This is a genomic window from Delftia sp. WSY_16 (assembly GCF_043104415.1).
Taxonomy (GTDB): Bacteria; Pseudomonadota; Gammaproteobacteria; order Burkholderiales; family Burkholderiaceae_C; genus Comamonas; species Comamonas tsuruhatensis.
Window position 1 is genome coordinate 176,797 of sequence record NZ_JBICKS010000043.1, and the last position, 21,989, is coordinate 198,785.

At 66.5% G+C, this 21,989-nt stretch carries 19 protein-coding genes; 10 read left to right on the forward strand and 9 right to left on the reverse strand.

Annotation, left to right across the window (positions count from 1 at the left end; translation table 11 throughout):
- Positions 1-11: 11 nt before the first annotated feature.
- Positions 12-1,646, forward strand: a complete 1,635-nt coding sequence (locus ACF8O7_RS26765; RefSeq protein ID WP_392444795.1) for an ATP-binding protein — start codon at positions 12-14, stop codon at positions 1,644-1,646.
- Positions 1,643-2,338 (forward strand): response regulator, encoded by a 696-nt coding sequence (locus tag ACF8O7_RS26770; RefSeq protein WP_043822656.1) that lies wholly within the window; start codon positions 1,643-1,645, stop codon positions 2,336-2,338. Before ACF8O7_RS26765 ends, ACF8O7_RS26770 begins: the two co-directional genes overlap by 4 nt.
- Before the next feature lie 27 nt (positions 2,339-2,365).
- Here the strand turns inward: ACF8O7_RS26770 and ACF8O7_RS26775 are convergent, their stop codons facing one another.
- Together ACF8O7_RS26775 and ACF8O7_RS26780 are read right to left on the reverse strand one after the other, a co-directional pair.
- The gene (locus tag ACF8O7_RS26775) at positions 2,366-3,676 is read right to left on the reverse strand and encodes an NtaA/DmoA family FMN-dependent monooxygenase (RefSeq protein WP_047217303.1); all 1,311 of its coding nucleotides are present in this window, start codon (positions 3,674-3,676) and stop codon (positions 2,366-2,368) included.
- A 19-nt stretch (positions 3,677-3,695) separates the two neighbouring features.
- On the reverse strand, positions 3,696-5,645 hold the full coding sequence (locus ACF8O7_RS26780) for a TonB-dependent receptor (protein WP_373785775.1): 1,950 nt from the start codon (positions 5,643-5,645) through the stop codon (positions 3,696-3,698).
- A gap of 358 nt (positions 5,646-6,003) precedes the next feature.
- On the opposite strand from ACF8O7_RS26780, the gene ACF8O7_RS26785 reads away from it, so the two are divergent.
- Positions 6,004-6,795, forward strand: a complete 792-nt coding sequence (locus ACF8O7_RS26785; protein WP_096916011.1) for an IclR family transcriptional regulator — start codon at positions 6,004-6,006, stop codon at positions 6,793-6,795.
- 30 nt (positions 6,796-6,825) lie between these two features.
- Here the strand turns inward: ACF8O7_RS26785 and ACF8O7_RS26790 are convergent, their stop codons facing one another.
- Positions 6,826-7,641: an ABC transporter ATP-binding protein gene (locus tag ACF8O7_RS26790; RefSeq protein ID WP_312840633.1), complete on the reverse strand. Its 816-nt coding sequence runs from the start codon at positions 7,639-7,641 to the stop codon at positions 6,826-6,828.
- Between the two features lie 119 nt (positions 7,642-7,760).
- Between ACF8O7_RS26790 and fepB the strand changes: the two genes are divergently transcribed.
- Genes fepB through ACF8O7_RS26805 form a run of 3 tightly spaced genes read left to right on the forward strand, consistent with a single transcriptional unit; the run spans position 7,761 to position 10,852 of the window.
- On the forward strand, positions 7,761-8,735 hold the full coding sequence (gene fepB, locus ACF8O7_RS26795; protein ID WP_392444800.1) for a Fe2+-enterobactin ABC transporter substrate-binding protein: 975 nt from the start codon (positions 7,761-7,763) through the stop codon (positions 8,733-8,735).
- A 3-nt stretch (positions 8,736-8,738) separates the two neighbouring features.
- Positions 8,739-9,815 carry an iron ABC transporter permease gene (locus tag ACF8O7_RS26800; protein WP_312840631.1) on the forward strand — a complete coding sequence of 359 codons (1,077 nt, stop codon included), beginning with the start codon at positions 8,739-8,741 and terminating at the stop codon, positions 9,813-9,815.
- Positions 9,812-10,852: an iron chelate uptake ABC transporter family permease subunit gene (locus ACF8O7_RS26805; RefSeq protein ID WP_312840630.1), complete on the forward strand. Its 1,041-nt coding sequence runs from the start codon at positions 9,812-9,814 to the stop codon at positions 10,850-10,852. The genes ACF8O7_RS26800 and ACF8O7_RS26805 overlap by 4 nt, the downstream gene beginning before the upstream one ends.
- Before the next feature lie 46 nt (positions 10,853-10,898).
- Here ACF8O7_RS26805 and ACF8O7_RS26810 read toward each other — a convergent pair whose 3' ends face one another.
- Positions 10,899-11,198: a hypothetical protein gene (locus tag ACF8O7_RS26810; RefSeq protein ID WP_392444803.1), complete on the reverse strand. Its 300-nt coding sequence runs from the start codon at positions 11,196-11,198 to the stop codon at positions 10,899-10,901.
- A gap of 793 nt (positions 11,199-11,991) precedes the next feature.
- Here ACF8O7_RS26810 and ACF8O7_RS26815 point away from each other — a divergent pair.
- Complete coding sequence (locus tag ACF8O7_RS26815) at positions 11,992-12,816, forward strand: hypothetical protein (RefSeq protein ID WP_277848577.1); 825 nt, start codon at positions 11,992-11,994, stop codon at positions 12,814-12,816.
- Between the two features lie 385 nt (positions 12,817-13,201).
- Here ACF8O7_RS26815 and ACF8O7_RS26820 read toward each other — a convergent pair whose 3' ends face one another.
- The gene (locus ACF8O7_RS26820) at positions 13,202-13,648 is read right to left on the reverse strand and encodes a hypothetical protein (protein WP_374191672.1); all 447 of its coding nucleotides are present in this window, start codon (positions 13,646-13,648) and stop codon (positions 13,202-13,204) included.
- 452 nt (positions 13,649-14,100) lie between these two features.
- Positions 14,101-15,036, reverse strand: a complete 936-nt coding sequence (locus ACF8O7_RS26825; protein WP_043791295.1) for a LysR family transcriptional regulator — start codon at positions 15,034-15,036, stop codon at positions 14,101-14,103.
- A 132-nt stretch (positions 15,037-15,168) separates the two neighbouring features.
- Here ACF8O7_RS26825 and ACF8O7_RS26830 point away from each other — a divergent pair, with 132 nt between their 5' ends.
- From ACF8O7_RS26830 to ACF8O7_RS26840, 3 genes are all read left to right on the forward strand, one after another.
- The gene (locus ACF8O7_RS26830) at positions 15,169-16,134 is read left to right on the forward strand and encodes an alpha/beta fold hydrolase (protein ID WP_392444808.1); all 966 of its coding nucleotides are present in this window, start codon (positions 15,169-15,171) and stop codon (positions 16,132-16,134) included.
- 57 nt (positions 16,135-16,191) lie between these two features.
- Positions 16,192-17,196 (forward strand): tripartite tricarboxylate transporter substrate binding protein BugE, encoded by a 1,005-nt coding sequence (locus ACF8O7_RS26835; protein ID WP_016448095.1) that lies wholly within the window; start codon positions 16,192-16,194, stop codon positions 17,194-17,196.
- 174 nt (positions 17,197-17,370) lie between these two features.
- Entirely contained in the window at positions 17,371-18,285 is a 915-nt protein-coding gene (locus ACF8O7_RS26840; RefSeq protein WP_392444811.1) for a LysR family transcriptional regulator, read from the forward strand.
- A 27-nt stretch (positions 18,286-18,312) separates the two neighbouring features.
- On the opposite strand, the gene ACF8O7_RS26845 is transcribed toward ACF8O7_RS26840, so the two are convergent.
- From ACF8O7_RS26845 to ACF8O7_RS26855, 3 genes are read right to left on the reverse strand one after another with little or no spacing between them, the layout of a single operon-like run.
- Complete coding sequence (locus tag ACF8O7_RS26845; protein WP_012205004.1) at positions 18,313-19,290, reverse strand: tripartite tricarboxylate transporter substrate binding protein; 978 nt, start codon at positions 19,288-19,290, stop codon at positions 18,313-18,315.
- A 33-nt stretch (positions 19,291-19,323) separates the two neighbouring features.
- A complete protein-coding gene (locus ACF8O7_RS26850) occupies positions 19,324-20,829 on the reverse strand; it encodes an acyl-CoA synthetase (RefSeq protein ID WP_209800496.1) in 1,506 nt (501 codons plus the stop codon).
- Entirely contained in the window at positions 20,826-21,731 is a 906-nt protein-coding gene (locus ACF8O7_RS26855) for an SDR family oxidoreductase (RefSeq protein WP_016448092.1), read from the reverse strand. The genes ACF8O7_RS26850 and ACF8O7_RS26855 overlap by 4 nt, the downstream gene beginning before the upstream one ends.
- Positions 21,732-21,989 lie beyond the last annotated feature (258 nt).

The window sequence follows — 21,989 nt, forward strand, 5'->3', positions numbered from 1 at the left end:
GCAGCAACTGAATGAGCCTCCGCCTCCCACGCCTGAAGCTGCAGCACAAGGCCTTCTTCGCCCTGGCCGTGCTGCTGGTGGCCCTGCTGCTGGTGTTTCTCGGCTTCTCCCGCCTGGGCCTGCAACGGGGCCTGGGCCCGTACATGGCCGAGGTGGAGCTGACCGGCATGGACGGGCTGGCCGAGCGGCTGGTCCAGCACCATGAGCAAAACGGCGGCTGGGATGCGGCGCGCGCCAACCCCGGTTTCTGGCGCGACATGGTGCGCCCGGGCGCAGGCATGGGCCGGGGCTTTCCTGCGGGCGAGCCCGGGCCACGGCCCCCCATGCCCATGTCCATGCCGGAGTCGAGGCCTGGTTTTGAGGGAAGCCACGGCCCGGGGCCAGGCCCGGAGTTTCCGCCGCCGCTTGGGCTGGAAGGCGGAGAGCGTGCCGATCGATCAGAGCGCTCCGACCGTACAGACCGTACAGACCGCCCAGGCCCGCCGCCAGACCGCCCGTTCGGCGGCCCGTGGGCGCGCGTGGGCCTGCTGGATGCCCAGGGCCAGCTCATCTCCGGCATGGCGCCGCAGCCCGGTGCGGCGCACCGCGTTCTGCGCGCCGCCAATGGGCAGGCCATTGGCGAGATCGTGCTGTCCCCCGTGCAGACCGGGCAGGGCATGCAGCGCGACCTGGACCGCGCCTTCCTCGCGCAGCAGATGGGTTTTGTGGCCTGGACCGGGCTGGCCGGCCTGCTGTTGGCGCTGCTGCTGTCGGCCTGGCTCACGCGGCGCTGGCTGGAGCCGCTGACCGCCTTTGTCGACGGCCTGCGCGGCATTGCGGCCGGCCGGCTGGACACGCGCGTGGCCATCAGGGGCGATGCCGAACTGGCCCGCCTTGCGGAAACCTTCAACGACATGGCCGTGCAGCTGGCCACCATGGAAGCCTCGCGCCAGCGCTGGCTGGCCGACGTGGCGCATGAGCTGCGCACGCCCCTGTCCACCATGCGCGCCGAGGTCGAGGCCGTGCAGGACGGCGTGCTGCCCCTGGACGACCGCATGGCACTGCGCCTGCACCGGCAGATCATGCGGCTGATACGGCTGGTCAGCGACCTGCGCGTGAGCCTGGACGACCCGCAGGCCCTGCACGGCTCGGGCCATGTGCCCGTGCATGTGCTGACCCTGCTGGGCGAGGCGCTGGACGGCGCGCGGCCCGGCTTCGAGCAGGTGGGCATCGGCCTGGACCGCTCCACCGTGGACCAGCTGGCCGCGCGCATTCCGCCGCCGCTGGTGCAGGGCGATCCGCACCGGCTGCACCAGGTGTTTGCCAACCTGCTGGAAAACAGCCTGCGCTATACGGCTGCGGGCGGGCGGCTGCAGGTGTCCGCCGAAATCGTCCAGATGCAGGACCGCGGCATGCTGCAGCTGCGCTGGGACGACACGGCTCCCGGCGTGGCCAGCCAGCACCTGCCGCGCCTGTTCGACCGCCTCTACCGCGTGGACGCCTCCCGCGTGCGCGATGGCGACGGCCTGGGCGGCTCCGGCCTGGGGCTGGCCATCTGCCGCACCATCGTCCAGGCCCATGGCGGCAGCATCGAGGCCGCCGCCTCGCCGCTGGGCGGCCTGCGCATCACGCTGTGGCTGCCCTTGCTGGAAAATCCCGCGCCATGAAGCCTGCCCGCATCCTCCTGGTCGAAGACGAAACCGACATGGCCGCCATCGTCATCGACTACCTGCGCCATGCCGGCTACGAAGTCGAGCACATCCGCCACGGGCGCGAGGCGCTGGACCGCATGCTGCGCTCTCCGCCCGACCTCACTTTGCTGGACATCATGCTGCCGGGGCTGGACGGCCTGGACATCCTGCGCCAGTTCCGCCCCCACAGCGCCAGCCCCGTCATCCTGCTCACCGCGCGCGTCGAGGAAATGGACCGCCTGCTGGGCCTGGAGCTGGGCGCGGACGACTACATCTGCAAGCCCTTCGCCCCGCGCGAAGTCGTGGCCCGCGTCAAGGCCGTGCTGCGCCGCAGTGCCGGCCCCGGCCCCGCGCAGCAACGCCTGACGCTGCTGCCCGAGCAGGGCCGTGCCATGCTCAATGGCAGCGTGCTGCCGCTGACCAAGCGGGAGCTGACCTTGCTGCAGGCCCTGATGCGCCAGCCCGGCCGCCTGTACTCCCGCGCGCAGCTGCTGGAGCTGGCCTGCGCCGACACGCTGGACGTGAACGAACGCGCCATCGACAGCCACATCAAGAACCTGCGCAAGAAACTCAAGGCGGCGGACGACCGCCATGAGTGGATTCGCTCCGTCTATGGCGTGGGCTTTGCGTTCGAGCCCGATGGCGGGTCCGACACGCGGGCGCAGTGAAGGCCAGGCGAGGGCAGGGCGCAGCCCCTACCTCGACTCGTCGAGGTGCTCCATGAACGTGGTGCCCGTGTAGCGGGAGCGGAACAGGCCGGCCTCCACCAGGCGCGGCACCAGCTGCTCCAGCACGCAATGCAGGGACTCGACGGAGCCGCCGGGCGCGGCCAGAAAGCCGTCGATGGCGCCAGCGGCGCTCCACTCGGTGATCTGCGCCACGGCATCGTCCACCGTGCCGACCACCTGCCAGTGCGCGGCGGAGAGGATTTCCGGCCGCTGCAGCAGCTCGTCGATGCGCAATGACTCGCGTTCCATCAGGCGCCTGAGCAGGCCCGCATGCGTGCGGCTGGACGGGGTTGCAACGGGCGGCGGAAGGTCGGCTGCGGTGATCGGCCGGTCTGCGGGCCAGTCCGTCAGGTCCAGGCCGACCATGGCCTTGATCGATGCCAGCTTGCGGCCCCTGTCCATCCGGCCGTGCGTCTGCTGGAACATCTCCCGGGCCTGCTCGCGGGTGTCGGCCAGGTACAGGCTCAGGCCGGGCAGCAGGCGCACATCCCGCGCCTGGCGGCCATGGCGCTGTGCGCGCCGAGACAGGTCCCGGCGCAGCTCCAGCGCCGCGTCCAGGTCCGGCGTGGGCGCGAAGACGATGTCTGCCACCGATGCTGCAAAGTCGCGCCCGGTGCTGGATGCTCCCGCCTGCACCAGCGGAATGCGCGGGCCGCCGAACTCCGGCAGGTTCAGCGGGCCGCGCACCTTCAGGTGCGGTCCCTCGTGGTCTATGGGGTGGACCAGCGAGGCGTCGGCGTAGCGGCCGCTGTGCCGGTCGATCTTCAAGGCCTCGTTGGGGAAGCTGGCCCACAGCCGGCGCACCACGTCGGTGAACTCTGCGGCCCGCGCATAGCGTTCATCGGCATCGGGCATGGCCTGCAGCCCGAAGTTCTCGTGGCCCTGCAGGGCCGTGACGATGTTCCATCCGGCGCGGCCGTTGCTGATCCAGTGCAGCGACTGCAGCTGGCGCGCCACCGCATAGGGCGGGAAAAACGTGGTCGATACCGTGGACACCAGGCCGATGCGCGAGGTCTCGCGCGCCAGCGCGGCCATCAGCACCGTGGGGTCCAGGCTGGCGAAGCCCGCGCCCGTCTCCAGCGCCTCCATGGGCAGAAAGCTCACGTCCGGGCGGAAGACGAAGTCCAGGTGCGCGGCCTCGGCGCGCCGGGCCAGGTCCAGGGCGAAGTCGCTGGAGTACAGCCCTTCGATATTGCTGCCGGGCCGCCGCCAGGCGTCGCCGCTCAGCCAGGTGGGGGCCAGCGAAAGGCCGATGTGCAGGGGTTTGCGGGGTGTCATGTCTGCTGTCATTCCCATCTCAGAACGTTCCGCGCACGCCCACGCCGATCATGCGCGGCGCGGTCATGCTGGCCTCGATGCCGCCGATGCCGCGGTTTTGCTGCAGGTACGTCGGTGCGCGCCTGTCGAACACGTTCTTGATATAGCCGTACAGCTGCACGCGCGCGCTGTAGGCATAGGTCATGCGCAGGTCGGCGATGGTGTTGGAGCCGACCGCATAGGCGCGCGTGTTGGCGGTATCGGAGTAGTAGCCGTCCAGGTGGCGCACCTGGCCGGAGACATTGAACCGGGGGCTGGCGTCCCAGCTCACGCCCAGGCTCAGGTTGTAGCCGGGCGAGCGGGCGAAGCGGTTGTGCTCGTAGCCGGGGTTGCTGCCCATCTCCTCGATGCGGGTGCGCAGCACGCCCACGCCGGCCTTGATCCGCAGGTTGTCCAGCGCGCGGTAGTCGGCGCCCAGCTCGAAGCCGTAGGCATGGGCCTTCTCCGCGTTGATGGTGTAGGACTGGGCCACGCCCGGGGAGATGACCACGGGGATGTTGTACTGCGCATCCCGCATGTCCATGTAGAACAGGTTGGTGTTGAGCATCAGCCGGTCATCGAGCAGGCTGGCACGGCTGAACAGCTCGTAGTTCCAGATCGACTCCTTCTTGAAATACGCCCATTGCCGGCTGGTGAGGTTCAGCGACACACCGCCCGGGTTGTAGCCCCGGCTGACCAGCGCGCCCACGGTCCAGCGCGGTGTGGCGGCATAGGCCAGGGACAGCTTGGGCAGCAGTGCCGAGAAGGTTTTCGTGTAGTCGAGGGCGGTGGGTGCCAGCACCGAAGTGCCGGTGCGCACCACCTCGTCCTGCTGGTAGCGCAGGCCGCTGGTCAGGGTCCAGCGGTCGGCCAGGCGCCAGTTCAGCTCGCCGAAGACGCCCAGGTTCTTCTTCGTGTCGTCGAAGGCGGACAGGCCGCGCAGCAGCAGGCTTTCGTCCGTGCCGGTGCGCGCGTAGTAGACGCCGCCGAAGCCGCTCAGGCGGTCCTTGTCGCTGCCCACCAGGGCGCGGAACTCATTGGAGACATTGTTCTGGCGGATATCGGCATCGCCCTCGCCGGGAATGCCCGTGTAGCGCTGCACGGACGAGCGCGAATACTGGGACTGGTTGACCAGCCGCACGCCGTTGCCCAGCTCGTAGCTGAGGTCGAGGATGCCGGTGTCGGTCTTCTGCTTCCAGCTGGGCATGGTCGTCGTCCAGTGCTCCAGCGCGGTGAACGGAGCGGACGCCGCCTCCTGGCTGGGGCGGTTGCTGTCGTTGTGGGAATAGGTGAACTTGGCCTCCAGGCCCGGAATGCGGCTGGGCAGCCACAGGAACTTCATGCGTGCGTTCAGCGCGCGGAAATCCTGATCGGCCTGGCCCCGCTGGAACTGCGGATTGGTGTAGTCGATGAAGGTATCGCGCCCAGAGTAGTCCACGGCCAGTCGCGCGGCCAGCTCCTCGCCCACGGGGCCGGAGACGGCGATGGACGCTCGCCGCGAGTGGTAGTCGCCCGCCTCCAGCTGGTAGGCCCCTTCGCGCTTGAAGCTGGGGTCCTTGGTGTTCACGACGATGGCGCCCGCAATGGCATTGGCACCCTGCGAGGTGGTCTGCGGGCCGCGGAACACCTCGATGCTCTCCACATCCCAGACCGAGGTCGCGCCGAAGAACATCTCGTTGTAGTTGAGGTAGTGCCCGTCCAGGTTGATGGTGGCGCGCGGCACCGTGCCGCCCCAGAAGACGTTCTGGCCGTTGTTGGGGCCCTGCGTGTCCTGCCCGCGGATGATGGGCGCGCCCACCGTGTCGGTGTAGACCACGTTGGGCACGTCGTGCAGCACCTCGTGGACCGAGGCATTGCCGGACTCCTGCCGGGCCAGGTCCTTGCCGGCCTTGACCGACACGGAGGAGGCCGTGTCCTTGAGTTCGCGCCTGACCTTTTCTCCGCTGACCACGACCGCTTCAAGCGCGTTGGATTCCCCCCCGGAACCCGATGTGCCCTGAGCGAAGGCGCCGGCCGGCGCCATCAGGGTAGAGAGTGCGATGGCGCCCGCCCGGGACGGGAGCCTGCGATGGAAACACAGCTTCACAGCATCTTCCTTTGATGAGAATGATTCGTATTTTTCAAAGGTCGCCATCATGCATTGAAATTCCACAGTAGGGAATGCATTCCCACATGCGGAAGAAAAAAACAGCGGCGAAATGGTGTGCGCGCACCTGTGCAGTGCCTTCGGCAGAGCCGGTATCATCGACACCGGCGGCGCCTGCGCCCCCACCTGCGATGCGCCTGGTACAGGCAAGAAAGCCCAGCCCTTGAAAACAACAACACCTCAGACGACAGCCGGCGAGAAGCGCTCCGGCACCATCCAGTCCGTCTCCATCGCCACCCGGTTTCTCATGGTCCTGGCCAATGCCGAAAGCGAGCTGGCGCTGGGCGAGGTGGCCCGGCGAACGGGAACGGGGGGCTCCACGGCCCACCGCTACCTGCAAAGCCTCGTCAAGGAAGGCCTGGCCAAGCAGGACCCGGCCAGCGGCCTGTATGACCTGGGCAGCGCGGCGCTGAGCATCGGCATTGGCGCGCTCAAGCGTGTGGATGCGGTGGAGATTGCGGCGCAGCGCATGAAGGCGCTGACGCACAGCCATGCGCTCAGCGGCGGCGTGGCCATCTGGACCGACCGCGGGCCGACCCTGGTGCGCTGGTACCGCAGCGCCTACTTCTCGATCAACCCGCTGGCGCTGGGCGACATCCTGCCCATAGACAACACCGCCTGCGGCCTGGTGTTCCAGGCCTTCCTGCCCAAGGCCACCATCGACGCTGCACGGCGCCAGCAGCCCGCCCATTTCCGTGGCAAGCCGCCAGCCAAGGCCGTGCTCGACGAAGTGCGCGAGCGCTGCTGGTCCGAGATGACCAGCCACCTGCTGTCCAACGTCACGGGCCAGGCGGCGCCGGTGTTCGATGCGCAGCATGAAATCGTCTGCGCGGTCACCACCGTCTCGGACCTGGGCCAGCTCAAGTCACCGGAAGACCGGGTCGCGCTGTTCCGCGAGGCCAGCCTGATCAACCAGTCCACGGGCGGGCGGGCCTTCAGCGCAGATTCGCCTTGAAAGCCGAGCCGGGAAGAATGGCCGGGCGCCTCAGTTCCCTGCGGCGCGCTCCATGGCATCCACGGCCCTGCGCCCCCTGGGCACCACCAGGGGCGTCCCCGACACAGGGTCTGCCATGATCACGGCCGGCAGGCCGAACACCTCCTGCACCAACTGCTCCGTGAAGATCGCTCCGGGCGCGCCCTGCGCGGCAATGCGCCCGTCGCGCATGGCGATCAGGTGCGAGGCATAGCGGCAGGCCTGGTTGAGGTCGTGCAGCACCGCAACCACCGTGCGGCCGGCGTCGTTGAGATCCGCCAGCAGCTCCATCAGCTCGATCTGGTGGGCGATGTCCAGGAACGTCGTGGGCTCGTCCAGCAGCAGGATCGGCGTCTGCTGCGCCAGCACCATCGCAATCCACACCCGCTGGCGCTGGCCGCCTGACAACTCGTCCAGCAGGCGGTCGGACAGCGCTGCCACATCGGTGGCCTGCATGGCCTCGGCCACGGCCTGCTCATCCGCGTCCGTCCACTGCCTCAGGAAGGATTGATGGGGGTAGCGCCCCCGCGCCACCAGGTCCGCCACCGTGATGCCCTCGGGCGCCACCGCGCTTTGCGGCAGCAGGCCCAGGCGCCGCGCCACCTCCTTGGCGGGAAATTGCGAAATGTGCCTGCCATCCAGGATGACCTGCCCGGCCACCGGCACCAGCAGCCGCGACAGCGCGCGCAGCAGGGTGGACTTGCCGCAGGCGTTCGGCCCCACGATGACGGTGAAGGAAGCATCGGGAATGGCAAGGGACAGGCCCTGCGAAATCGTGCGCTCGCCGTAGCGCAGCGTCACCGCATCAGCACTCAGGCGCTGCGTCATGGCCGGTCATTTCCCACAATCGATAGGTCCTTCGGTGTTTGCAATGTGGAATGAATTCTACAATACGGAATACGCTGAAGACGCCGCCCTGGCGCCCGGCCCCGTCGCTTCGGATCGAGATGAACAGACTCCAACTTGCCGCCCTGGACGCGGCCGCCGCACTGGCCGTGCTGGCCTGTTTCGCATGGTTTCCACGCGCCGCCGTTCCCGTGGCGGGCGCCGCACCGCATACATCGGATGCGCCGGCTGCAGCACACGCAGACCATGCACCGCTGCCCCGGCGCATCGTCTCCACCTCGCCCAGCGTGACCGGCATCCTGCTGGCCATCGATGCGCCGGTCGTCGCGACCGCCGCGACCACGCCCAGCCGCATGACCGACGACAAGGGCTTTTTCTCGCAATGGGCCGCGGTTGCCGACAAGCGCGGCGTGCAGGTGCTCTACCGCAACCTGCAATTCGACATCGAGGCCGCCATCGGCGCCAGCCCCGACCTGCTGGTGGCCTCCGCCACCGGAGCCGACAGCGTGGCCCAGCACCGCACCGAACTGCAGGCGCAGGGCGTGCCCATGGTCGTGGTCGACTACTCCAGCCAGTCCTGGCAGGACATCGCCACCGAGCTGGGCCGCATCACGGGCCATACGAAGCAGGCCGCCGCAGCCATTGCCCGCTTCGATGCCCATGTGGCGCAGACCGCCGCCTCCATCACGCCCCCGGCCCAGCCCGTCAGCATCGTCGCCTACAACCTGGCCGGCAGCTACTCCATAGGCCGCGCCGCCAGCCCCCATGCGCGGCTGCTGGCCGCACTGGGCTTCAAGGTGGAGGGCCTGCCGCCCGCGCTGGCCGCCCAGGTCACACGCGCCTCGGACTTCGAATTCATCTCCCGCGAGAATCTCTCGGCCGCCATCACCGGCGACTCCGTCTTCCTGCTCGGCGCCTCGCAGGGCGATGTGCAGGCCTTCCTGGACGATCCGCTGCTGGCCAACCTGCCCGCAGTTGCCGGACGGCGCGTCTATCCGCTGGGCCCGACCTCGTTTCGCATCGACTACTACTCGGGGCAGCAGATGGTCGACGCCGTGGCAAGCCACTTCCGCTGAGCCATGCGTGCACGGCTCCAAGGCGCGGCGGCGCGGCCTGCCCAGCGCTCCTGTTTGCGCTCCTCCCTGCGGTCCTCCCTGCACTGCAGGCGTTGGCTGGGCCTTGCAGGCGGGCTGCTGGCGCTGGCCATCATCGCCGTGCTCGGCATCACCGTCGGCTCGCGCGACATTGCGCTGGCCGACATCCTCGGCGCGCTGCGGGCTCCGGACCTGCGTGATGACCAGCACCTGATCGTCAGCCTGCTGCGCATGCCCCGCACCGTGGTGGCCATCCTGGCCGGCATGGCGCTGGGCGTGGCTGGCGCGCTCATGCAGGCCGTCACCCGCAATCCCCTGGCGGAGCCGGGTCTGCTGGGCGTCAACGCGGGTGCGGCGCTGGCCGTGCTCATCGGCATGACGGCCTTCGGCCTGACGTCCGTGCTCCAGTACGTCTGGTGCGCCTTTGCCGGCGCGGGGCTGGCGGGCGCCGCCGTCTTCGCGTTCGGGCAGTCCCGGGGCGCGGGCGCGCACCCGGTGCGCCTGGTCCTGGCCGGGGCCGGCCTGTCGGTCATGCTCACCTCCAGCGCCGGCATCATCCTGCTCAACGCGCCCCCGGAAGTCTTTGACGGCTTCCGCCACTGGGCGGCCGGCTCCCTGGAGGGCAGCGGCTATGCCAGCGCCGCCGTGCTGGCGGCCGCCGTGGCGGCGGGGCTGGCGGCGGCCTGGGCCATCGTCGGCCAGCTCAACGCCATGGCGCTGGGGCATGACGTGGGCCTGGCGCTGGGTGTCAATGTGCGCGCCACCGCGCAACTGGCCTGCCTTGCGGTCATGCTGCTGGCCGGGGCGGCCACGGCGGCCGTGGGGCCCATTGCCTTCGTCGGCCTGGTGGCGCCGCATCTTGCACGCCTCTCGTGCGGGCCGGACTACCGCTGGATACTGCCGCTGTCCGCGCTCTACGCGGCGGTGCTGCTGCTGGGTGCCGATGTGCTGGGCCGCGTCGTCGCGGCGCCTGCCGAAGTGGCTGCGGGCATCGTCGCCTGCCTGATCGGCGGGCCGTTCTTTGTCTGGGTGGCGTGCAGATACCGGTTGAGCAGGCTATGAAGACCTCCGTGAACACATCGGTTGTGCGCTGGGGAGCCTGTTCGTTTCTCTGGCGGCCCAGGCCACTGGCCGTGGGCATGGCGCTGGTCGTGCTGGCCCTGGTGCTGGGGGTGCTGCTGCTGGGCACGGGAACCCTGTCCCTCAGCTCCGCCGAAGTGCTCGACAGCCTGCTGGGCACGGGCTCCAACCCCGCAGCTGAGCGCATCGTGCAGCGGGTGCGGCTGCCGCGTGTCCTCACGGCCGTCTTCGTTGGCGCGTCGCTTGGCATGGCGGGCGCCATCTTCCAGTCCATCTCCCGCAACGCGTTGGGCTCGCCGGACGTGATCGGCTTCACCACCGGCGCGGCCAGCGGGGCGATTGCGCTCATCGTGCTGGGTGACGCCGGGCCGCTGTGGACATCGCTGGCCGCCGTGCTGTCGGGCATGGCCACGGCGGCGGTCGTGCTTGCGCTGTCCGGAGGCCGGCGTGCTGGCGGCGGCTACCGGCTGGTGCTGGTGGGCATAGGCGTGGGGGCCACGCTCTCGGGCCTGAACACCATCTTGCTGGTCATGGGGGACCTGGACCGGGCCGTCGCCGCGCAGCGCTGGCTGGCCGGCTCGCTCAGCGCGCGGACCTGGGCGCATGTCGTGCCCGCTGCGCTGGGCTTCATCGCCATCGTGCCCGTCGTGCTGTGGTGCGCCCGCCGCATCAACCTGCTGGAGCTGGGCGACGATGCCGCCACACAGCTCGGCGTCAACGTGCCGCGCACGCGGCTCACCATGGTGATGGCTGCCGTGGCCCTGACCGCCATCGCCACGGCAGCGGCGGGGCCCATCGCCTTCATCGCGCTGGCCGCGCCCCAGGTGGCCAGGCGCCTGGGCCTGTCGCCCGACGTGCCCCTGTTCACGGCGGCAGCCATGGGCGCCGTTCTGCTGCTGGCGGCCGACATGCTCAGCCAGTGGGCACCCGTGCGCCTGCATCTGCCCATCGGGCTGGTGACGGGGCTGCTGGGCGGGGTGTATCTGCTGTGGCTGCTGTTTCGCACGCGCAAGGGGTAGACGGCCATGCAGGGTGCAGCGGCGCGCAGACCCGTTGCCTCCGGGACTACCTGCCGCCGCGCGCCACCCCAGGCCCCGCCACGGTGTACACATGCCCGGCCTCTTCGGCAGCCACCTTGGCCGCCTCGCTGCGGCGCACCTCCGCCTGGTCCTCGTACTCGCAGTTCATCACTCGGGCTTCACTGCCCGCGAACTCCGCCAGCGATTCAGCACTGTTGCGAATGGTCACCAGCGCCTGCGCCACCACGTCCAGCCGCTGATGGCCCTCGGGGATCTCCAGCCAGGCCAGCGCCAACTGGGCCAGGGCGGAAACCTCGGCACAGCCTTGCTGCACGAAGCGGTCCATTTCATGCAGCGCTGTTGCGAGCTTCTGGGCGTGGGTGTTTTCGGGGGGAGGGGATGGGGGATGTGCTTCATGGGTTGCTGCTCCTGTGAGGCATTCGCCAGCCTGCAAGTGGCTGTACGTCTGTCAGCTTGCTTCCTCTCTGATGACTGGCGTGTGGCATGGCATCCTCTTCGAAAGTGGATGATGTTCGCTGGTCTGCAGCGATGGAGATACTACGAGTTGCGTAGCTGGCTGATGAGAAGGAAAGCGTCAGAGGCAATCATGTGAATAGCGAGAAATGCCAACAATGCGAGCCCGTTGAATTTCCCGCGCACTCTTATTAAGGTGAGATCTTTTATCCTCATCTGACTACAGATGTGCATATGGCTGAAGATGGGCCGGAGTTAAATTACCGGTAGGCTGATTGCATCTTGGTGCCTTTTAGCAATTCAAGGCGATACTATCTTTACCGGACAAATGCAGGACATGCAAGGCGATTATATTTTGACGGGCAATTTTCATTCTCATATGATGTATTTTATTTGTAGATTTTGATATGGATGGGAGAAGGTGTTGTAAATAATAATCGCAGCTGTGATGAATTAATTTTTGTTGGTTTATAATTACGTTCGCTGTTGGTTAATTTTACTTGCAGCTAGTATTTCTCGGGATCGAGCTTTGAGTTGATAGCGAGTTTTCCGGTGCTATTCTTCTTCTGTTTAGGATTGAAGATGTGGAAAATTCTGCTGACTTCGTCAAATCGAGAGTGATTGTGTGATTTGTTGTTAATTCGGAATTAAATGTGGAGTTATTTATGAGATTGATGTGTGTGGCAGCTTTGGTGATTGTCTCTGCTGGATTGGTTGGTTGTGGCGCGGCTTTACCCCTGCAGGGCGCGCGGCCTGCGGTAATGCCGAGTCAGAAGTATGGTCTGGCCAAGAGCGAGACTATAGAGAAAACTAATCATATGACTCAGAAAATAAATAGTGAGCAGTCAGTATTTTATTTTCAAAATCAAGGTGGTGGCGGCGCTGGATTGGGTATTCTTTTGGGACCACTAGGTGCGGCTGCCAATATTAAAATGATAGAAAATACTACGATTGCAGATGTTGGGAAAATCAAGGAGAGAATCAATCTGAATCCTGAGGTTGCCTTGCAGCAGGCGGCAAATTCCACCAATTTCATAGTTCAGTCTTCAGTAAATAATAATGACATCAAAGTCACGCCATTTGTGCTGATCTCAAAAACAGATGAGACGACTGTTCATGTTTCAGCAGTTGTTTTCTTTGAAGGTGCTGAAGGGCAGAACAAGTGGACTAGGCGATATCAATATCAGCTGCCTGGTAAATATACTGTTGATGAGCTATCTGCATTGTCGGAGGATAAAATGAAGGAAATGCAAATGGCTAGTGTGACTGCGTACACCATGCTGTTAAAGCATATAGCAGAGGAGCGGGACGAATCTATTGCTTTGGAGCGAAAAATCACCTTCAACTCTCCATACATGAGTCCTCGTTTTGACATCGAAATGGTAGGCTCCCTTGTTGCGGAAAGAGAAGGCCGCGTTTGGGTTAGGACCGTAATGGGTGTGAATGCAATAGCGCCTGAATATGTTAAATATCAATTTATAAAAAACTGAAGTTTTTAATGAATCGCCGATGAGCCATGGCCGTCGGTGATTCATATTCTTTCAGTTACGGCTATAGTGGAAATATTTGTTATTAAATTTTATAATTCAGGCTGACGGAGTTTTGTGGAATATTTTGCCATGGGCAAGAAACTGCAGTCGTTGATCTTATAGTATATTGAAAAATAGCCGTGGTATTAATGCCTTTATCTACAATTAACGCCAGCTTGTGAGTTGGTATGCATCCGATTGCAATGCAATACGAACTGGTGATTAGATGTTACGGTGATCCAGAGTATCTCGATATATCTCATTTGATGTGGATGGCGGCATATATTGAGGTAACTGTGGCCGTTATTTTTGCATTGAGTCGAGGTTCGATGTTGGGGCCTCACCCTCACCCAAACAACCCCCCCTCATCCAACAACTCAAACGCAACCTCCGGCGTCCTCTCCATCCCCCGCCGAATCGCCGCAGGAATCGCCTGCCGCGTCTTGCTGCACAGCCCGCGCATGGGCAGGACCTCGATCTGTATGCCGCGCACGGTGCGCACTTCGCTAGCTCCGGGTTCGATGCGCACGCGGATGCCGAGCTGCTCATACATGCGCTGCTCCACATGTCGCAGGTCCTGCAGGCTGGTGATGCGTTCCAACCGTAGTAGCAGGCGTTTTTCCTCTTCCTTGGTGAGTCGCAGGATGCGCTGGTCAGCCATGGAGTCGGCGAGCAGGGCGTCGTGCTCGCAGATGCAGGCGCCCGGAGGGCAGGGGACTCGGATCGGAATCTGAACGGGAAAGCTCATCGATGCCCAAGGAAGATCCGCCCCGGCCGGGGCGGTGCAGGCCATGCTAGTTCAAGGCTGCAGCGGGGCCAAGGGGAAAGTCCTGGGCGCGCCCGCTGCCTGCGCCTGCTGCCTCTTCCCCCTCCCGTATGCACGCGCCTGCGTCGTGGCGGTTGCGGGGTTGCAAGCCTGCCGAAGGACAGGCTTGCTTCGTCATCTGACTCGCCGTGATGTTTGAGTGAAGCGCGCAGCGCGCAACGAGTTTCACGGCGAACCCCGCAGCCGCCACGACGCAGGTTGCCCCGCAGCGAAGCGAAGGGGTCGCGGACATCCGGGTCGCCTTCTTTGATCTGACCTTTCTTGGCGAATCAAGAAAGGGCAGTCGGCCGCCGGGCCGAGACCCGGCCTCTAAAAGAAACCGCCCGGCAGGGGCAAGAAGAGCGCGCGGCGCTCAAATTTACAGACGGTCAACAACGCAAGGCCGCAGCCGCCAAGTCACACAAACTGACCCACCCGCCTCACGACTTCTGACTCCTCCCATAAAGATTCTCCAACCCCGCCCACACCCTGCGCGTGAGCGGCTTGCTCTGCGCCGCAGGCCGCCGGTAGAGCCGCACGTTGATGGGCACGTCCTTGTCGGGCCCGGCCGCGCGGGCCAGGCGGCCATCGGTCAGGTCGGTCTTGACCAGGGTGAGCGGCAGCCAGGCCAGGCCCAGGCCCTGGTGGACCATGGCGTGCAGGGAGTCGGCGAGGTCGGCCTCGTAGACGGTGCGCAGGCGCGTGGTGTCGCACAGCTCGTGCAGGTGGCTGCGCAGGATCTTGCCCAGGGACATGCTTTGCGCGTAGTCCAGGTAGGGCACCAGCGGGCCGCCGCCGTGGGCGGGCAGGGCGTACTTGGGCAATTGGGGGACCAGGGGGATGCTGACGGGGATCAGCGTGTCCTGGCCCACGGGCAGCCAGGCCAGGTGGTGGCCCTGCAGGCTGCCTTCGATGGCGGGCTGGGCGTGGCACATGAGCAGGTCCACCTTGCCTTGCAGCAGCATTTCCACGCCGTAGTCCAGGCTGGTGGTGACCACTTTCCAGCACAGCTGGGGCATGGCCTGGTTGAGGGCGGTGATGATGCCCGGCAGGACGGTGTGCGACAGCGTGCGGCCGGCCGCGATGGTGACGGTTTCATCGCGCGTGCGGTGGGGGCGCTGCAGCAGGCCGTGGGTCTGCTCCAGGATGCCCAGCACTTCATGGGCCGAGGCCAGCAGCGTCTTGCCGGCGGCCGTGAGCGTGGTGGACTGGTGGCCGCGCTCGACCAGGGGCGTGCCCGCCCATTCCTCCAGCGCGCGGATGCGGCGGCCGAAGGCCGGGTGGGTGATGTGGCGGCGCTCGGCGGCCTTGTAGAGGCTGCCGGTGTCGGCCAGGGCCTGCAGGTCCTGCAGCAGTTTGAGGTTGAGTTCGTGCATGGGTAGGGTGGGTGCAGGGCTGTGCTGATCCGGCACAGCCCCGCCGCAATCGGCACAGCACCAAGGCGGGGCATGCCTAGCATGGCGACATGCGAGAGAAGCCCTGTTATGCCTGAAGTTTGCCTCAGGAAGATGCAAAGCCATTTCATTGGCGGTGCGCAGCGCACGGTGCGGGATCTGCCGATCCAGCACAGGGAAGTGGTGCGCAACGGCGGCGAGCGGCCGCTGGACATGAATGGCAGCTATGCCGTGGGCCAGATGTATGCCATGGAGTACCGCCTGGCGCGTCCGCGCAGCCCTCTGCCCGTGCTGCTGTGGCATGGCGGCGGCATGACCGGGGCGCAGTGGGAGTCCACGCCCGATGGGCGCCAGGGCTGGCTGTGGCGCCTGCTGGAGGCGGGCCATGACGTGGTGGTCTGCGATGCCGTGGAGCGCGGCCGCGCGGGCTGGGCGATGTTCCCCGAGATCTATGCCGAGGCGCCCGTGTTCCGCAGTGCCGAGGAGGCGTGGCAGCTGTTTCGCATAGGCCATGCGACGCCTTCAGGCGTGGACCTTGGCCTGGGCGAGCCTTTCGCGGGACAGCGTTTTCCGCATGAGCATTTCTGTGCCCTGGTGCGGCAGATGGTGCCGCGCTGGCTGGGGCATGAGGCCATGGCCATGGCGGCCTATGACGCGCTGCTGGAGCAGTTCGGCCCCTGTGTGGTGATAGGCCACAGCCAGGGCGGTGGCTTTGCCGCGCATGCGGCCAGCCGCAAGCCGAACCTGGTGCGCGCCGTGGTGGGCGTGGAGCCTACGGGCATGCCGGTGGTGCAAGAAGGGCAGCAGGGTCAGCAGGGGGCGGATGCCTTCGCGCCTGCATCGGCCATCCCGCACCTGGCGGTGTGGGGCGACCATTTCGCGCACAGCCCGCAGTGGCAGAAGTACCGCGCGCAGACCGATGTGTATTGGCAGCTGCTGCGCCGCCTGGGCGGCCGTGCCGAGGTGCTGGACCTGCCGGCCGCAGGCATCACCGGCAATTCGCATTTCTGCATGCTGGACACCAATGGCGACGAGGTGCTGGGCCGGGTGCTGGCCTGGCTGGAGCGCCTGGGCCGATGACTTGCCAGTGACTGGCCGGTGCTGGTCCCGAAGAATTTCAACGAGGAGAAAAATCTCATGCAACGCCGCAATTTCATGATCCGCAGCCTGTCTGCAACCACGGCGGCCCTGGCCCTGGGCGCCCTGGCGCCCGCGCAGTCGGCCCTGGCGGCCGATGCCGGCTGGCCCACGGCCGAGCCCATCCGCCTGATCGTGCCGTTTCCGCCCGGCGGCACGGCCGATGTGGTGAACCGCCTGTTCGCGCAGCAACTGGGCAAGGTGCTGGGCGCCTCGGTGATCGTGGAGAACAAGGCCGGTGCCGGTGGCTCGCTGGGCACGCGCTTCGTGGCCGATGCCAAGCCGGACGGCTATACGCTGCTGGGCGCCACGTCCAGCACGCACGGCACGAATCCGGCTGTCTACACCAAGCTGCCCTATGACGCGGTGAAGGATTTCACGCCCATCACCCAGGTGATCACGGTGCCGGGCGTGCTCAGCGTGCATCCCTCGGTCAAGGCGGCGAATCTGAAGGAGCTGATCGCGCTGGCCAAGGCGCAGCCGGGCCATCTGTCGTATGCGTCCTCGGGCGCGGGCGGTCTGGGCCATCTGGCCATGGAGCTGTTCAAGGCCAAGGCGGGCGTGCAGATCATGCATGTGCCCTACCGTGGCGCTGGCCCGGCCTTCACCGATCTGATCGGCGGCCAGGTGTCCATGCTGTGGGAGCCGCTGCCGGCCTCGCTGCCGCACATCAAGTCCGGCAAGATCCGCCCGCTGGCCGTGGCCACGGCCCAGCGCAGCAGCGAGCTGCCCGATGTGCCGACCTTTGCAGAGTCCGGCGTGCCCGGCTACGCCGTGCAGGCCTGGAATGGCCTGCTGGCGCCCAAGGACCTGCCCAAGGACATCCGCGACAAGCTGCACAAGGCCAGCGTGCAGGCCCTGGCCGATCCGCAGCTGCGCCAGCGCCTGGCAGAGCTGGGCGGCACGGTGGTGGCCAATACGCCGGAGCAGTTCGGCGCGGTGATCCTCAAGGATGTGACGACCTGGAAGCAGGTGGCCTCTTCGTCGCAGATCAGCCTGGACTGATGCAGCGGGCACCGGGGAAAGCCCTGTGTCCCGGCGCCCACGGGTGGCGGGGCCAGGCGTCGTGACGGTGCCATAGTCCGGGGGTGGCGGTCCGGGTGCGTTGCCTGCGGCCGCGCACAAGGCCGCGCATAAGGCCGCACACAAGGCGGGCCGCCTGACCTGCCGTCTCAAGCCATGGACATCAACCTCATCCGCAATTTCGTAGAGATCGTGGACGCGCGCAGCCTCAGCGCTGCGGCGCGCAAGCGCGACATCACGCGCTCCAAGGTGAGCAAGGAGCTCAAGTCGCTGGAGACGGCGCTGGGCGTGACCCTGCTGCACCGCACGACGCGCAGCTTTTTGCTGACGGCGGCGGGCGAGGTGCTGTACGAGCATGGGCGCAGCATCATCCAGGAGGTGGAGGCGGCGCAGGGCGCCATCGACGCGCTGCAGCATGTGGTGACGGGCTCGGTGCGGCTGAGCATTCCCACGGGCCTGGGCGAGCTGTACCTGGCCGACATGCTGCTGGCCTTCCAGAAACGGCACCCGCAGGTGCGCATCCGCGTGCTGTTCTCCAACCGGGTGAGCGATCCCATGAGCGCCCAGGTGGATGTGGCCGTGCGCGTGGCGCGCGACGTGCAGGAACACCTGGTGGCGCGCGATCTGGGGCCGGTGGGCTTTGGCCTGTATGCCAGCAGCGCCTATGCCAAGGCGCGGCCGTTCCACGACCCCTCCGAGATTCCCCACGGCGTGCTGCTGACGCCGCCCGGCGATGGCAAGACCTATGCCGTCTCGGTGAAAAAGGGGCAGCAGGAGATTGCGCTCAAGTGCGAGCCCTGCATCACCAGCGAGCATTTCCCCTTCCTCAAGCAGTCCATGCTCCGGGGAAGCGGCGTGGCCACCTTGCCCAACTACATGGTGATGGACGAGCTGCGATCGGGCGCGGTGCAGCGCGTGTGCCCGGACTGGACGGTGTCCGGCCTGGGCGACCGGCTGTACATCATCACGGCCGAGGACCGGCGGCCCTCGCATGCCGTCAAGGTGATGACCGAGTTCCTCAGGGCCAGCCTGCTGCGCTTCGTGGAGCAGGCCGAGGTGTCCGGCCCTTAGGTCCTTAGTTCATCACCTTTTCGGTCTTCAGTTCTCCAGCGCAATCGCGTTGTCGGCGATCACCTTGCGCCACATCTGGCCGTCAGCGGCCAGGAAGTCGTCGAGCTGGGCCTGGGTCTGGGGCTTTCTGGCGGCCAGGGTCTGGTTGCCCAGGGCGCTTGCGAACTCGGGGTTGAGCATGACCTTGTTGACGGCGGCCTGCAGGGTGTTGCGCGCGTCCGCTGGCGTGCCTGCGGGCACGGCAATGCCGAACCAGGTGGAGGCCCTGAAGCCCGGCACGCCCGATTCGGCAATGGTGGGCGTCTGCGGCAGGAACTGCGAGCGCTCCGGCCCGGTGGTGGCAATGGCCACCAGCTTGCCGGCCTTGATGTGGGGCAGGGAGGTGCCGGCCACGTCCACCATGAGCTGGGTGTCGTTGGCCATGAGGGCGGTGAGGGCCGGGGCGCTGCCGTTGAAGGGAATGTGGGTGGCGGCCACGTCCAGGCGGGACTTGATCAGCTCGGTGGTCAGCTGCAGCGGGTTGCCCAGGCCGACCGAGCTGTAGTTGAGCTTGCCCGCGTGGGCCTTGGAGTAGGCCTTGAGGTCGGCCACGTTTTTGATGCCGGTCTGGCTGTTGGTGACCAGCACCAGCGGGGCCTCGGCCAGGATGTTGGTGAGCTTCAGCTCCCGGTCGGGGTTGTAGCTCAGCTTTTTGTAGAGCAGGGGGTTGAGCACCATGCTGGCATTGCTGGCCAGCAGCAGGGTGTAGCCGTCGGCCGGCGAGCGCGCCACGGCCGAGGCGGCAATCATGGTGTTGGCGCCCGGCCGGTTCTCCACGACCACGGACTGCTTGAGCTCCGTGGACAGGTGCGTGGCCAGGGTGCGGGCCAGCACATCGACCGAGCCGCCCGGCGCATACGGGGCGATGAGCTTGATGGGCTTGCTGGGGTAGTCGGACTGGGCGAACCCGGGGGCTGCGGCTGCGGTGGCCGCAGCGGCAAGCAGCAATGCAATGGCCTTGTTCATGCGTTGTCTCCTTCTCTTTCGGTGTTGGCTGGTTCAGATCTTGCGCTGCGTCGCGCCCCAGTGGGCGTCGCGCAGCTTTCTTTTGGCGATCTTTCCGTTGTCGTCGCGGGGCAGGCGCTGGAAGACGAAGCTGCGCGGCAGCTTGTAGGCCGCCAGCCGGCCGCGCAGCCATTCTTTCAGTTCCGCCTCGGGCAGTGTGCCTGACTGGCCGGGCTCGACCAGGGCCAGCAGCCGCTCGCCGTACTCGGCATCGGGCACGCCGATGACGGCGCAGTCTGCTATGCCGGGGTGCCTGAGCAGCTCGTTCTCTATCTCGGCCGGGTAGATGTTCACGCCGCCGGAGATCACCATGTCCGAGTCGCGGTCGCAGACGTAGAGAAAGCCTTCTTCGTCCAGGTAGCCCATGTCGCCCAGGGTGATGAGGCCGCCCTGGTCCATCTTGCGACGGGCCTCTTCGTTGCCCTTGTAGGTGAAGTCGGCATAGGCGGGCTGGCGCACGTAGATCAGGCCCACCTCGCCCGTGGGCAGGGCCTGGCCCTGCCTGTCGAGGATGCGGACTTCGGCGTCCTGCAGCGGCAGGCCCGCGCTGCCCGGGTGGGTGAGGGCATCGGCCGAGCCGATGAAGGTGACCAGGCCCGACTCGCTGGAGGCATAGGTCTCGTTGATGATGGGCCCCATCCACTCGATCATGGCCTTCTTGACCTCCGGCGCGCAGGGCGAGCCGGTGGAGGCGATGAAGCGCAGCGAGGAGATGTCGTAGCGCTCGCGCACCTCGCGCGGCAGCCTGAGCAGGCGCACGTACATGATGGGCACCATGTAGGCCGTGTCGATGCGGTGCTCCTGCACCAGCTGCAGGAAGCGCTCGGGGTCGAAGCGCTGCTCCAGCACCACCAGCTCGCTGAGCATGAGCGCGTTCTGGAAGTACAGGCTGGGCGCGCTGTGGTAGATGGGCGCGGTCAGCAGGGTGCGCGCGCCGGGCTGCAGGCCGTAGGCGGTGGCGATCAGCGCCTGGTTCACGGCCAGGCGCCGGGGCAGTTCTTCCACGGGAAACGCCTTGCGCAGCACGCCCTTGGGGCGGCCCGTGGTGCCCGATGTATAGGCCATGTGGCCGCGCGGCGCGACCAGCGGGCCGTCGTAGGGTGCCTGGGCGGCCAGCCAGGTTTCGTAGTCCTGCTCCGGCTCGCGTGCGTGGGCGACGCGCCGGGGCAGGTCCGCATAGAGTTCGCCCTTGAGGCCGTCGAGCAGGTCCTGGCTGGTGATGAGGGCGCGGGCGCCGCTGTCGGCCAGGATGTAGTCGATCTCCGTGGCCGTGAAATGCCAGTTGATGGGACAGTAGTAGATGCCCGCAATGCGGCAGGCATGGACCACGTCGGCGTATTCGATGCCGTTGCGCAGGAAGACGGCCAGCACGTCGCCTTCGGCCAGGCCCAGGCTGCGCAGGCCCTGGGCCAGCTGGCGGCCGCGCTGCTGCTGGGCGGCGCCGGTCAGCGTGCGCTGTTCGAAGACCAGGGTGGAATGGGGCGTGGCGGCGGTGCTCATGTGGGCGTGGCCTCCTGCTCCCCATCGTTGACGTTGGGCTGGTTGGCGGCCTTGGCCATCTGCCGGGCGCGCGCCCAGTCGGCATCGTCCCAGGCCTGGTATTCGGTGAAGTAGGCGCCGTTGGCCAGGGCGTCGCCGCCGTCCAGCGTGATGGTCTGGCCGTTGAGCCAGGTGTTGCCCGGGGCCAGGATGAAGGCGGCCATGTTGCCGATGTCCTCGCCCGTGCCCAGGCGGCGCGTGGGGTTGTCCAGGCGGCGGCGGTCGGCCGAGTCCTCGTTGCCGTCGATCCTGGGGCGCAGGCGCTGGCTGGCGCCCTGGGTGGGAATCACGCCCGGCGCAATCGCGTTGAACCGTATGCGCTTGGGACCCCATTCCACGGCCAGCGATTTGGTCATGGCGTCCAGCCCGGCCTTGGACATGGCCGAGGGCACGACGAAGGGCGAGCCCGTGTCCACCCAGGTGACGACGATGGACAGCACCGAGCCCGGCAGCCCTTCGGCGATCCAGCGGCGGCCCACGGCCTGGGTGACGTAGAAGGTGCCCCGGAAGACGATGTCCGAGATGGCATGGAAGCCGTTGATGCTCAGGTCCTCGGTGCGGCTGACGAAGTTGCCGGCCGCGTTGTTGACCAGGCTCGTCAGCGGGCCGTGTTCGGCCCAGATGCGGTCGATGACGGTGTGCACGGCCTCGGGCTGGCGAATGTCGAGTTCATGCGCAAAGGCCTGCGCGCCCGTGTCGTTGTTCAGCATCTCGCAGGCCTGCTGCACCACGGAATGCCGCCGGCCGCACAGGTGCAGCTCGGCGCCCAGCTCCGCCAGCTTGGCCGCCATGGCCAGGCCCAGCCCCGTGCCGCCCCCGGTGATCAGGACGCGCTGGCCCTGGAATAGATTGGCTTCGAACATGCTTGTCTCCTTTTGCTTTCACTCTAGGGAGACAGGGGCGGCTGGCAAAGGAGGGTGGTGGAACGCGGTTGGTTCCGTGGTGGAAACAATGGGCGGGGTTTCGGGCTGTGATCGCGGCTTGTCAGCGAGTGCAGGGGGGGCTCATTTCCCCCTGCCGGGTGGTTGTTTTTCGAGGCCGGGTCTCGGCCCGGCAGCCGACTGCCCTTTCTTGATTCGCCAAGAAAGGTCAGATCAAAGAAGGCGACCCGGATGTCCGCG